This window comes from Klebsiella sp. HMSC16A12, assembly GCF_001808265.1.
Lineage (GTDB): Bacteria > Pseudomonadota > Gammaproteobacteria > Enterobacterales > Enterobacteriaceae > Klebsiella > Klebsiella pneumoniae.
Genome location: NZ_KV792561.1, coordinates 63,843 through 76,035, shown reverse-complemented (window position 1 = coordinate 76,035; position 12,193 = coordinate 63,843). Strand labels below are relative to the sequence as shown.

At 60.8% G+C, this 12,193-nt stretch carries 6 protein-coding genes; all 6 read right to left on the bottom strand.

Going from position 1 to position 12,193, the window contains the following annotated elements:
- Positions 1 to 57: 57 nt before the first annotated feature.
- The 6 genes from ispG to HMPREF3140_RS06740 all read right to left on the bottom strand — a co-directional run bounded on the left by ispG (position 58) and on the right by HMPREF3140_RS06740 (position 11,994).
- A complete protein-coding gene (ispG, locus tag HMPREF3140_RS06765) occupies positions 58 to 1,179 on the bottom strand; it encodes a flavodoxin-dependent (E)-4-hydroxy-3-methylbut-2-enyl-diphosphate synthase (protein ID WP_002913892.1) in 1,122 nt (373 codons plus the stop codon).
- A gap of 26 nt (positions 1,180 to 1,205) precedes the next feature.
- Complete coding sequence (gene rodZ, locus HMPREF3140_RS06760) at positions 1,206 to 2,201, bottom strand: cytoskeleton protein RodZ (RefSeq protein WP_004149336.1); 996 nt, start codon at positions 2,199 to 2,201, stop codon at positions 1,206 to 1,208.
- A 276-nt stretch (positions 2,202 to 2,477) separates the two neighbouring features.
- On the bottom strand, positions 2,478 to 3,644 hold the full coding sequence (locus tag HMPREF3140_RS06755; protein ID WP_002913894.1) for a dual-specificity RNA methyltransferase RlmN: 1,167 nt from the start codon (positions 3,642 to 3,644) through the stop codon (positions 2,478 to 2,480).
- Between the two features lie 483 nt (positions 3,645 to 4,127).
- Positions 4,128 to 4,559 carry a nucleoside-diphosphate kinase gene (gene ndk, locus HMPREF3140_RS06750; RefSeq protein ID WP_004144312.1) on the bottom strand — a complete coding sequence of 144 codons (432 nt, stop codon included), beginning with the start codon at positions 4,557 to 4,559 and terminating at the stop codon, positions 4,128 to 4,130.
- 160 nt (positions 4,560 to 4,719) lie between these two features.
- Positions 4,720 to 7,044 carry a peptidoglycan glycosyltransferase PbpC gene (gene pbpC / locus HMPREF3140_RS06745; RefSeq protein WP_023285456.1) on the bottom strand — a complete coding sequence of 775 codons (2,325 nt, stop codon included), beginning with the start codon at positions 7,042 to 7,044 and terminating at the stop codon, positions 4,720 to 4,722.
- A complete protein-coding gene (locus tag HMPREF3140_RS06740) occupies positions 7,045 to 11,994 on the bottom strand; it encodes an alpha-2-macroglobulin family protein (protein WP_032412151.1) in 4,950 nt (1,649 codons plus the stop codon). It lies immediately after the preceding gene.
- Positions 11,995 to 12,193 lie beyond the last annotated feature (199 nt).

Sequence of the window (12,193 nt, the reverse complement as noted above, 5' to 3'; positions counted from 1 at the left end):
GGCGCCTCGCGCCCGCAGGTTCAATCATACACGGGAAGCGTATCGCTTCCCAACACGTTATTTTGCTTCAACCTGTTGAACGTCAATCCGACGGGCTTCATCGAGCATCGAGGCTTTGGCGCGGATCCGCGCTTCCAGCTGGTCGATCATGTCGTTGTTGTCCAGGCGATCTTTACGCACGCCGTCTTCATACAGGCCGCTTTTCTTGTTGCCGCCGGTGACGCCAAGGGTGGAGACCAGCGCTTCGCCCGGGCCGTTCACCACGCAACCGATGATCGAAACATCCATCGGGGTGATGATATCTTCCAGACGCTGCTCCAGAGCATTCACCGTACCGATAACGTCAAACTCCTGGCGTGAACAGGTCGGGCAGGCGATAAAGTTAATGCCGCGGGAACGAATACGCAGAGATTTGAGGATATCGAAGCCGACCTTGATCTCTTCCACCGGATCCGCCGCCAGCGAGACGCGCAGCGTATCGCCGATCCCCTCGGACAGCAGTAGTCCCAGACCGATCGCCGATTTTACCGCGCCGCTGCGCGCGCCGCCCGCTTCGGTGATCCCGAGATGCAGCGGCTGATCGATCTGTTTCGCCAGCAGACGATAGGATTCCACCGCCAGGAAGACATCGGAGGCTTTAACGCTGACTTTAAACTGATCGAAGTTCAGACGATCGAGATGATCGACATGACGCATGGCGGATTCGAGCAGCGCCTGCGGCGTCGGCTCGCCATATTTTTCCTGCAGATCTTTTTCCAGCGAGCCGGCGTTGACGCCGATGCGGATCGGGATGTTTTTATCGCGAGCGCAATCTACAACCATGCGGATGCGCTCTTCGTTGCCGATGTTGCCCGGGTTGATACGCAGGCAGTCGACGCCATATTCCGCCACTTTCAGCGCAATACGGTAGTCAAAGTGGATATCGGCGACCAGCGGGACGTTAACCTGCTGTTTGATAAGTTTGAACGCTTCAGCAGCGTCCATCGTCGGAACAGAGACACGGACAATGTCCGCGCCTACGCGCTCTAACGCTTTGATTTGATTTACGGTCGCCGCCACATCGGTGGTGCGCGTATTGGTCATTGACTGAACGGCGATGGGAGCCCCATCGCCAATTGGCACATTACCAACGTAAATACGTTTAGATTTTCTACGTTGAATCGGAGCCTGGTTATGCATGAAAAATCTCCCGCGTTACCCGTCTGTTACTGCGCCGGTGATGATTCGGCATTGAGGGTCAGACGCGCAACCTGGTTAGTTCTGATAAAACGACTTAAATCGACAGGCTTGCCCAGATACTGGATCTGTACCGCGGCCGGGGCGCCAATTTTCAGCTTATACGGCGCCTGACCGCTCAGGTTCAGGTTACCGCCTTTACGCTGCAGGCCGCTGAACAGTTTTTTACCGGTGGCATCGCTCACTTCCAGCCAGCAGTCGGCGGAAAAGTTCATCACCAGATCCTGCGCCGACGCCGCCGGAGTCGTGACGTTCGCCTGATCGGTCGGCAACGGCGAGGCTGGGGTGGTAGCCGGAGCTGCCGGCGTCGTCCCCGCGGTATCGACATTGGCCTGGGAAGGCGCCACGACAGCGTTATTATCTGCTGGCGTCTGGGCCGGCGCGCTGGTGGTCGGTGCGCTGGCGGTATCGGTTGGCGCGCTGTTCGCGGCGCTATCGGCGGTCGGGGCTGCAGGGGCGCTGGTATCCAGCGGCACGTTCTGGCTGTTGGCGTCGCCGCCGTTCAGCTCTGCGGAAGACTGATCGGCCATAGTCGAAATCTCTTCCTGCTGCGCCTTATGGTCTTGCCACCACCAGGCGCCGCTCAGACCGATAACCACAAACAGCACCAGCCAGGTGAAGCTCATCAGCCAGCCGTCGCGCTTTTTGCGGCGCTTGCCTAAAGAGAAACTCTGCATTGGCGCGACTTTCGCCGCGCGGATGGGCGCCTGCTTGGCCATCATCGGCAGCAGCTCGTCTTCTGGAATATGTACGAGGCGAGCGTAGGAGCGGATGTACCCGCGCAGGAAGGTGGAGGCGAGGTCGGCGGGGGCCTTATCGTCTTCAATATCACGAACCGTGGACACCTTCAGGCATAAGCGTTCGGCCACCGCTTGCTGGCTAAGTCCGAGTTGTTCGCGGGCGTGACGCAGACGCGCGCCCGTGGTGTTTGCTTCTTGATGATCTTGAGTGGCTTCAGTATTCATTCGCTACAACTACTGGTACGTGAAATTTAAAGTTCAGCGCGGGAAAAAGCCGGCGCCGCGAGACATCTGTGCTACGTCAGCCTCACAGTATAGGACTGTCAGCCGCGCGATCACAGAGACGAATCAAAATTGAATGCTAAGCGGTTGTTGTGCCGCTACATACTGCCTCAAAGTCGACAAAAACGCACCGTAATTATTAACCGAATCAGCGTATTTCGCCTGGCTATCGGCCATAAATATGACCCGTGCCGCCTGCGCTGCACGGGTCATCATTTGTCAGACCGCTTTTACGTCAATCGCTTCGCCCTGCATCCGCTTACGCAGCGTACGCTTGGTACGGTCAATGACGTCGCCCGCCAGCTGGCCGCAGGCGGCATCGATATCGTCGCCGCGCGTTTTACGCACGATGGTCGTAAAGCCGTACTCCATCAGGACTTTGGAGAAACGGTCGATGCGGCTGTTGGAGCTGCGGCCATACGGCGCGCCCGGGAACGGGTTCCATGGGATCAGGTTGATCTTGCACGGCGTATCTTTCAGCAGCGCCGCCAGTTCATGGGCGTGCTCGGTGCCGTCGTTGACGTGATCCAGCATCACGTACTCGATGGTCACCCGGCCCTGGTTGGCGTTGGACTTCGAAATATAGCCGCGCACCGAGTTGAGGAACGTCTCGATGTTGTACTTTTTGTTGATCGGGACGATTTCGTCGCGAATGGTGTCGTTCGGCGCGTGCAAGGAGATCGCCAGCGCAACGTCGATCATATCGCCGAGTTTATCCAGCGCCGGCACCACGCCGGAGGTAGACAAGGTTACACGACGCTTGGAAAGGCCAAAGCCGAAATCGTCGAGCATGATTTCCATCGCCGGAACGACATTGTTGAGGTTCAGCAGCGGCTCGCCCATGCCCATCATTACTACGTTGGTAATGGGACGCACGCCGGTGGTCTTCACCGCGCCGACGATCTTCGCCGCGCGCCAGACCTGGCCGATAATTTCGGATACCCGCAGGTTGCGGTTAAAGCCCTGCTGGGCGGTGGAGCAGAATTTGCACTCCAGCGCGCAGCCTACCTGGGAGGAGACGCACAGGGTGGCGCGGTCTTCTTCCGGGATATAGACGGTCTCGACGCGCTGATCGCCAACGGCAATCGCCCATTTAATGGTCCCGTCGGTTGAGCGTTGCTCTTCAACCACTTCCGGGGCGCGGATCTCCGCCACTTCTTTCAGTTTACTGCGCAGGACTTTGTTGATGTCGGTCATCTCATCAAAGTCGTCGCAGCAGTAGTGATACATCCATTTCATCACCTGATCGGCGCGGAAAGGCTTCTCGCCCATGTTTTTGAAAAACTCGCGCATCTGCTGACGGTTTAAATCCAGCAGGTTGATTTTGGCATCTTTGTTCGGCACCGTCAGAGCGGCGGTATCAGGCGTGACAATTTGTTCAGACATAATATTTTCCGGCCTCGTTATTACACGTTATGGCCCCAGGTGGGTTGAAAAAGAAACGCCCCGGAGAGCGACTGCTCGTCCAGGGGCGCTATATTCTACAAATTCTGGCGCATCATTGCCACGTTTGCACAAAGCAATGAAAAAAAATCTGTAACTGACTGCTCAATCCTCTAAGGCTTTTCGTTTGTCGCAAGGCGGCAAGCAAGTGACAAATTCGTCGGGAACGAATTTGACCAGCCGTAGGCTGGCCTCCGGTGAGAGGCAGGAGCCTCTCATTAATCCCCGGGAGCATAGATAACTATGTGACCGGGGTGAGCGCGCGCAGCCAACGCCGCGACGGTCGAAAAGACGAGGTTTGTATCTCCAAAGTATTTCAGGTCACAGCGAGACGGCGAGTTCGCAAATCCCCGCGAGCATAGATAACTATGTGACCGGGGTGCGCGAAGGAAGCCAACAATGCTGTGGCGTGAAAGACGCAGGGGATTAGCGAGTGCGCGGGCAAACCTCGCCTTCAGCAAAGAAGAACGCGATTTCGCGGGCAGCGGATTCTACAGAGTCGGAACCGTGGGTGCCGTTCTCGGTGAAGCTGTCAGCGTAGTCAGCGCGCAGGGTACCCGCCAGGGCGTTTGCCGGATTGGTGGCGCCCAGCAGGTCACGGTGACGCTGTACCGCATTTTCGCCTTCCAGAACGGAAACCACGATCGGGCCGGAGGTCATGAACTCAACCAGACCGTCGAAGAACGGGCGACCTTCGTGCTCAGCATAGAAACCACGAGCCTGTTCAACGGTCAGGTGCAGCATTTTGGTGCCGACGATTTTGAACCCTGCAGCTTCAAAGCGGGAAAAGATGCTGCCAATAACGTTTTTTGCCACCGCGTTTGGTTTGATGATGGAAAAAGTACGTTCAATAGCCATGATTACCTCTAATTAAATGTTCTGTTGTTGCACATACGATTGTATGGCCTGGCGCGCATTATAATGAGCATCCCCGCCCCTGCCTACGGATGAAGGTAACATTTTGTTAAAATAAGATGAGTATTGAAAACACAAACCGCCAACAACAAATTCACCCTGGTTATTGCAGGGTGAAGCTGGCGGCCGCCGTCTGACCCGCTTCATCCATCACTACCAACTGCCACTCGCCGGGTTTATCCAGCGTTAGCGTGGTTCTTGCGCCGGCGGCCTCTAACGGTTCGCCATTAATAAACCACCAGCGCCGCCCCTCCCCACCGCTGGTTTGTAGCGGCAACATCACCCGCGCCTCACCCGGGAGACGTTTTATCACCGCCCCATCACGGATGCCGGACAGCACCAGCGGCGCGGTATCCTGAGTCTGTAACGGCGGGCATGACTCCGATGCCGGTCCCAGGCGCGCGCGCCGCCTTTCGCTGGCCGGCAGCCAGGGTTCCAGCGGCAGCGGCCAGACTTCGACCTGGCTTTCCCGAGCGCCGGGACAATCCGCCGCCACCCGTTCGCCGTGTTCATTGCGCCACACCGGGAAGCGGATCCCGCGTACGCTCTCCTGCCCCGGCAGCAGCAGAGTCGGCGGCTGGCTGGCATCCAAAAGCCAGCTGGCCAGGCGACGACGACAGTTGCTGTCGCCCGCCGGCAGATCCTGCCCGCCAGGCCAGCAGATTGTCCCCTGGCTGACCGTTGCCGGGCGCGGATCGCTCGGCAGCCCGCCGCGGCTCATCGCCGGGCGGGCCAGCAGCAGATTATTGACCTGGTTGAGCAGCGGTACGGCGCTGGCGAAGCCAAACTGGCCCACCACCGGCGTACCGTCCGGGCGCCCGGTCCAGATGCCTATCAGATATCGCGCATTGAGGCCGACCGCCCACGCGTCGCGATAGCCGTAGCTGGTGCCGGTTTTCCACGCCAGCGGCACCGCCTGCGGCAGCGAGGCATCGGGAACCGGTTGCGCTTCGCCGGCCAAAATATGCCGGACGATCCATGCCGCCCCGGGCGACATCAGCGCGCGCTCGGTCAATGGATCGCTCGGCTTCAGGCGCAGCCGCGCCGCCTTGCCATGGCGGGCGAAGGCGCTGTACGCCGCGACAATATCTTCCAGCCGCGCCCCGGCGCCGCCGAGGATTAGCGACAGATTCGGCTCTGCGCCAGCGGGCAGCGTCAGGGGCAGCCCGGCGTTGCGTAAATTAGCCGCAAAGCGTTTTGGTCCATAGGCTTCGAGCACCTGCACCGCCGGCAGATTCAGCGACCGAACCAGCGCCTCGCTGGCGCTCACCGGGCCATGAAACCCGCTGTCGAAATTACCGGGGCGATAATCGCTAAAACGCCGTGGCACATCCTGTAATAGCGATGCCGGGTGAATCAGCCCCTCATCCATCGCCATCGCGTAGATAAAGGGTTTCAGCACCGACCCCGGCGAGCGTACCGCCGAGACCATATCAATATGGCCGAAGCGGCTGTCGTCGGTGATATCCGCCGAGCCTACCCAGCCGCGAACTTTCATATCCGTGTGGTCGACGACGACCATCGCCAGCGAACTGCGCGGCGGCAGTCGCGATTTCCAGTTCAGCGCCAGATCTTCCAGTTGCCGCTGCAGTCCGGCATCCAGAGTCGTCACCACCTTTTCATCACGACTGGTCGCCAGCGCCCGGCGTGAAAAAAGCGGCGCCAGCTGCGGCATCTGGCGCGGAAACAGCCATACTGGCTCCTCCATCGCTTCCTTTACCGCCTGCTCCGGCCAGACGCCCTGGCTGACCATTCGCGTAAGCACTTTATCACGCGCCGCCTGGGCCCGCTGCGGCCAGCGGTCCGGACGTAAACGACTGGGCGCCTGGGGAAGTACCGCCAGCAGCGCCGCCTCGCCGTAGCTAAGCCGGGCAGGCGGCTTACCGAGATAGGCCCAGCTGGCCGCGCCGATCCCCTGCAGGGTGCCGCCAAACGGCGCGCGGTTCAAATAGAGGGTTAGAATGTCGCTTTTTGACAGATGCCACTCCAGCTGCAGCGCTCGCCACAGCTGGCGCAGCTTGCCGCCGAAGGTGCGTGGATGGGGATCAAGCAGGCGTGCCACCTGCATGGTAAGCGTGCTGCCGCCCGAGATAACTCGCCCGGAAGTAAGATCCTGCCAGGCGGCGCGCAGCACCGCGAAGGGATTGACCCCCGGATGGCGCCAGAACCAGCGGTCTTCATACTGGATGAGCGCCTGCAGATAGCGCGGCGACACGTCGGCGAGCGTGACCGGATAACGCCAGACGCCCTGCGCGTCGGCAAACCGCCACAACGGCGTCCCGTCTTCCGCCACCACCACACGGGCAGGCGTGACGTCATGCAGCGGCAGCGGCCACAGGCGATCGGCCGCCAGCACCGCCAGCCACAGCAGAAAAATAAACGCCGCCAGCCAGCGCCAGCGGCGTTTTACCCGAGGCAATACGCGCATTTACGGCGTCACGGTGAGCGGACCGCTGGCCGCTCCTGTCGCCCGCCACTGCGGCGCATACATCGATTCCACCTGCGGCTGCGGGACCTGATAAGTGCCCGGCGTCACCGCCCGCGCCAGATAGACCAGCGTCACCGGCTGGCCTTCATTGACAGCAACGGCAGCGACGAAACGGTCATCGCGGAACTCGATATGCTGAATATCCGCCTGCTGCATCTGGTTAAGCAGGTTTTGCACCGCGTCGCCATTCTCCTGCAGGCTGGCGCTGCTGTTGGCCAGATTCTGGTTTTCCAGCTCCAGACCGGCTGGCAACAGATCAACCACCAGCGCGTCAGGCACGTTGCGTTTGGCGGTCACCTCCAGCTTGACGAGCACCAGTTCGCCGCTGCGCAGTGAAGACAGCGATTTCTGCTGCCCCTGGGTATCGAAAATAGTGCGTTCAATCCCCAGGACGTTACCGCCCGGCTGCGGCGCGCTTTGTGGATAGCCGCTGCTGTCGAGACGCAGCCACAACGGCTGACTGCCAGTATTACTCACCTGCAGCGCCGCCAGCCGATCGCCGTCGAGGTTGCGGGTTTGCGCTTTGTCGCCGGCCAGCGGCTCCGCCTGCAGCGAGGTTTTCGCCTGCCAGCTGCCCGGCAGGTCCGCCAGCGTACGTCCGGCAAGGAACAAGGCGTTGGTTTCCTGGGTCGACAGCCAGCGCTGGCCATAGGCCTCTTCCGACAGCGTGCTCAACAGCTGATTTTGCACCTCCGGCAGCAGTTTATTCTCTTCCAGCAGCGCCAGCTTCAGGGCGTTATCGCGCAGCGGGCTACCGTAATCGCCCAGCCAACGATTCTCATCCTGGCGCGGGGTGGCAATCGCCAGCTTCAGGGCGGCGTCGCCGCGCGGCGCATCGCCCATGGTTTTCAGCGCAATGCCGAGCTGCAGCAGCGGCAAGCCGGATCGCGCCTGGTCGTGACGGCTCCAGATTTCACGCAAGGCGCCGAGCGGCGCTTTTTGCTGACGCGCCAGCACCAGCGCGGCATAGGCCTGAGCGGCAAAGCGGCTAGCCTGGGCGTCGTCGCTGTAGCGCACGGTCATCAGGCCCGGCTCCTGCAGATAGCGCAGCAGGCGCTCGTTGCCTTTATTAATGGCGTTGACCGGTACGCTATAGCCCTGCTCGCTGGCGCGCACGAGGAAGTCCATGGCGTAGGCGGTCAGCCAGTACTCTTCCGGCCCCTCTCTATCCCATAGCGCAAAGCCGCCGTTTTCCAGCTGCATCTGCAGCAGGCGTGAAATACCGACATCAATGGCCGCGCGGCGTTTTTCGTCGCTGTCCCCGCTAATGCCCAGCGCCTTTAGCTGCGCCGCGCTGGTATACAGGGACGGGAACAGGCCGCTGGCGGTCTGCTCAAGGCAGCCGTAAGGATAGGCTTTCAGCTCGCGGATATAGCGGGCGAGATTCAACGGTGGTTTACCGCAGAGCAGCAGTTGGCCCTGCAGCGTTTGCGGGGCAAAGCCCTGGCTCTGCGCCGCCGGCGGCTGCCAGCTTTCACCTGGCTGCAGCACTGCGCCGCTGTTGACGGTCTGTGCCGGGTACGCCGGACGCACGCCGATTTTCCACTGTTTTTGCAGCGGGGCGAAGGTTTCGCCCGGCAGGCTCAGGCCGCTGATGGTGGCATTAACCTGACCATCGCCGAAGCCCGCCAGCGCGCTCACTGGTATAAACAGCGTGCTGCGCGCCCCCGGCGCCAGTTGCACCGGCGGCAGTTGACCCTCGGTCAAGGTCACCAGCCCGCTGGCGGTAAGATGAACCTGCAGGGTTTGCGGTTTATCGGTCAGATTGCTGAGATCCAGCGCCAGCCGTGTGGTATCGCCGCTGGCGAGGAAGCGCGGGGTGTTCAGTTCGGCGATGACCGGGGCGGCCACCACCACTTTATCTTCGCTGCTGCCGAAGTCATCCGCCGTCCACGCCTGGGCCATCACCCGCAGCTCGCCGTTAAAATCGCCAATGGGTAACGTCACCGTGCCTTCGCCCTGATCGTTCAATACCACCGGCTGCGCCTGCTGGGCGACGATCGTCACGTGGTTGACCGGCGGTTTGCCGCCGCGTTTTAACTCGTCGCCATCGCCGCCGAAGCGCAGGCTGGCCACCCGCCCCTGCCCTTCGATCACCTGGCCGTAGATGTCATAGATATCTGCGCCGTAACGCTTCTGGCCAAAGAAGGCGTTCCACGGATCCGGGGTAGCGTAATCGGTGATATTCAGTACCCCGCTATCCACCGCCGAGAGCAGGACATTGACCTGTTTCGGCGCCTCGCCCTCTTTGACGCTGGCTTTCACTTTCACCGTCAGCGGCTGGTTGGGGCGTATTTTGTCCGGGGCCTCCAGCGCCAGCGTCAGGCGACGGTTTTCATCGCCCAGCGGCAGATGCAGCAGGCCCACCGCGCGTTTCGGCGTCGCCGAGCGGGATTTATCGCCGGGACGAACCACCAGCGTGCTGAGGTAGAGGTCGTGGCGATTCCAGGTTTTATCCACCGGAATAGACAGATCCATGCCCTCCGCCGGGACGTCAATTTCCTGCCACCACAGCGGCCCTTCGCTGGATTCGACCATCGCGTAGCCTTTACCCGCCGCCGGGGCGGCGATGTGCAGCCTGATGGTATCGCCCGGTTTATAGCCAGGTTTGTCGAGCTTCATCGTTACGCGATCAGGACGCGCCGCGCCGGCGCCTTCGCTGTTATCCTGCCAGCTGTAGCCCGCCCAGAAGCGCACGCTGCTGACCACGTCGTCCGGTCCTTTCACCTCCAGGCGATAGGATCCCCACTCCACCGGGAAGCTCACTTTGCCGATCTGGCCGGCCTGCAGGTCTAGCGACTCCTCGCTCTCCTGCAGATCTTTTTGATCGAACTGCGACTGCCAGCCTTCGCTGTCGGACCAGTTCCAGTAGTAGTCGCGCCGCTCGCGGATCAGCCGCACCTGGAGACCGGAGATCGCTTTTTTCTCGCCTTTGACGTCGGCATAGACGATATCAAACGCGGCGTTACTGTTTTCATCCACCACCGGCTGTTTGACGGTGGTATCGGTGCGGTAATCGTAAACGTCCTTCAGCGTAAATTGCGGGCGGATCCCCGGCAGCGCCTCGGCGGGCCAGATCGGCTGCTTAACCGTACGGGTCACCGGGCGACCGCCGGATTCCAGCAGGCTGGCCTGCAGCACCACCTGCAGCGGCGAATGGCTATCCTGCCACTGGCTTGAGGTGGTCACTTCGCCATGGCCTTTTTCGTCCAGCGTCAGCTGGACTTCATCCAGACTACGGGAGAGGTTTTCTTCCGCAATATCGCCGAACTGGAAGCCCGGCAGCGCAGCGACGGCGTCGCGCAGCGGGCGCAGGAACAGCTTGCCCTGCAGCTGGTTGCCGCTGGCCGGCGCGCCGTAGAGATAAGCGCCGCTAACGCCAAAGGTGACGTCGGCATCCGGCGCGACTGGCGCGGCCTGCGGCGTCAGGTTCAGGGCCATGCGTTCCGGCATAAAGTCTTCAACGTGGAAATCCCATTCGCGCGGTTGATTGTCGCCGGCGCTGGCGCGAATGTGCCACATGCCGGTAGCCGCGCCGCTGTCGAGCGGATAAGTAAACTGGTACAGGCCATTCACTGGTTTGCTCATCACCGAGCGGATCACCTGGCCGTCTGGCTGAACCACCTCCAGTTTCACCGGCTGCTCCGCCAGCGGCTTGCCGTCGCTATCGCGCAACAGCGCATTAAGGATCACCGTTTCGCCGGGACGATAGAGATCGCGCGGGCCAAACATAAAGAACTGTTTGCTAAAGCCTGGCGCCCCTGCGATAGAGAATTCCGCCAGATCCAGCGCCGGCAGCTTGAGGTCGAGCAGCGTGGTCTGCCCCTCTTTGCGCGCCAGCAGCAGCGCGGCTTCTTTATCGGTTTGCAGGGTGACGTGGCCCTGGCTGTCGCTTTTCGCTTCCGCCAGGGTCTGCCCTTTGGCATTGAGCAACTGCACCTCAATGCCCGACTGGACGGCGCCGTTTTCCAGACTCTGGGTAAAAACGTCCAGCCGGTTATGGTAGCGATGCGCCGAGACGCCGATATCGCTGAGGGTAAACAGCGTCGCCGCGTTGCTGTAGCTATAACGGCCCGCCGGGTTCATGACCGCCACGTAGACGCCAGGCTGCTGGAGCGGCTTGATGTCGCTCAGCGGCAGCAGCAGCTTTTCGCGAGTATTACGCGCCGGGTTGAGATCGAAGCGGCCGGTATAGACCAGATCCGCCATCTTCAACAGTTCATCAGATTCCCAGTTGCTTAACGAATTACGGTATTCCCACTGACTGACAAAGGCGGAGAGCGATTCCGGCTTAATGCGGAAGAAATTAACGTCGACATTATCGACGTTCAGCGCCATCACCGGCAGCCCGGCGACCACGTTGCCCGGCAGCAGCGAGCCGCGGCTGGCAAACCCAACGCTCGGTGCGATATCGCGGGTGGTCAGGGTCTTCTCAAACGGTTTGTCGAGCGTCGCCTTGTTCAGGGCGGTCAGCGTCGGGTCGACCGAGACAATCAGCTCGCGCTTTGGCTCAAGGTGACGCAGACGCAGCTCTTTCAGATTCGGCGCCAGCTCCCATGCACCGTCCACCTTACCGCTTTTCTTGTCGACCAGATGCACACTGCGGGAGAAATCCTGGTCCGGCTGCAGCGGGACGGAAAACGTCAGCACCAGGGTCGCGGCGCCATCCAGTTGCACCTCCGAGGCGTCGAGGAGCGTCAGCGCTTTACCCTGGCTTTTTTCCGCCAGCGCCGCCAGCTGGGCGCGGTCCGGTTTTGCCGTCGCGCCTGGGTTGCTATCCGCGGCTGGCGCCGGGGCCGAGGCCTGCGGTGTACCGCTGTCATCACACCCGGTTAATGAAAATGCGGTAAGGAGCGCCAGTGATAGCGCCGCTAAACGAAATGGTTTCATCCTTCTAACCCCTCGGCCGATGAGCCTGATGCAATTTGTCACATTTATTATGCGTTATGGCGGCGCTTCTCAACAGTGACGAAGCGGGTTTCTGCCGATTAATCAGAAAAGTGCCGTGACGCCGTCCCCACTCTGGCGTCCTTAACTTGTCAGCGCCAGCTAAAACGCCGACAATTCAGTCATGAATAATAAAACGGAG

Excerpts from the sequence above, each read along its gene's own strand:
- ndk (WP_004144312.1), bottom strand. The coding sequence starts at position 4,559 with ATGGCTATTGAACGTACTTTTTCCATCATCAAACCAAACGCGGTGGCA.
- HMPREF3140_RS06740 (WP_032412151.1), bottom strand. The coding sequence starts at position 11,994 with ATGAAACCATTTCGTTTAGCGGCGCTATCACTGGCGCTCCTTACCGCA.
- ispG (WP_002913892.1), bottom strand. The coding sequence starts at position 1,179 with ATGCATAACCAGGCTCCGATTCAACGTAGAAAATCTAAACGTATTTAC.
- rodZ (WP_004149336.1), bottom strand. The coding sequence starts at position 2,201 with ATGAATACTGAAGCCACTCAAGATCATCAAGAAGCAAACACCACGGGC.
- HMPREF3140_RS06755 (WP_002913894.1), bottom strand. The coding sequence starts at position 3,644 with ATGTCTGAACAAATTGTCACGCCTGATACCGCCGCTCTGACGGTGCCG.
- pbpC (WP_023285456.1), bottom strand. The coding sequence starts at position 7,044 with ATGCGCGTATTGCCTCGGGTAAAACGCCGCTGGCGCTGGCTGGCGGCG.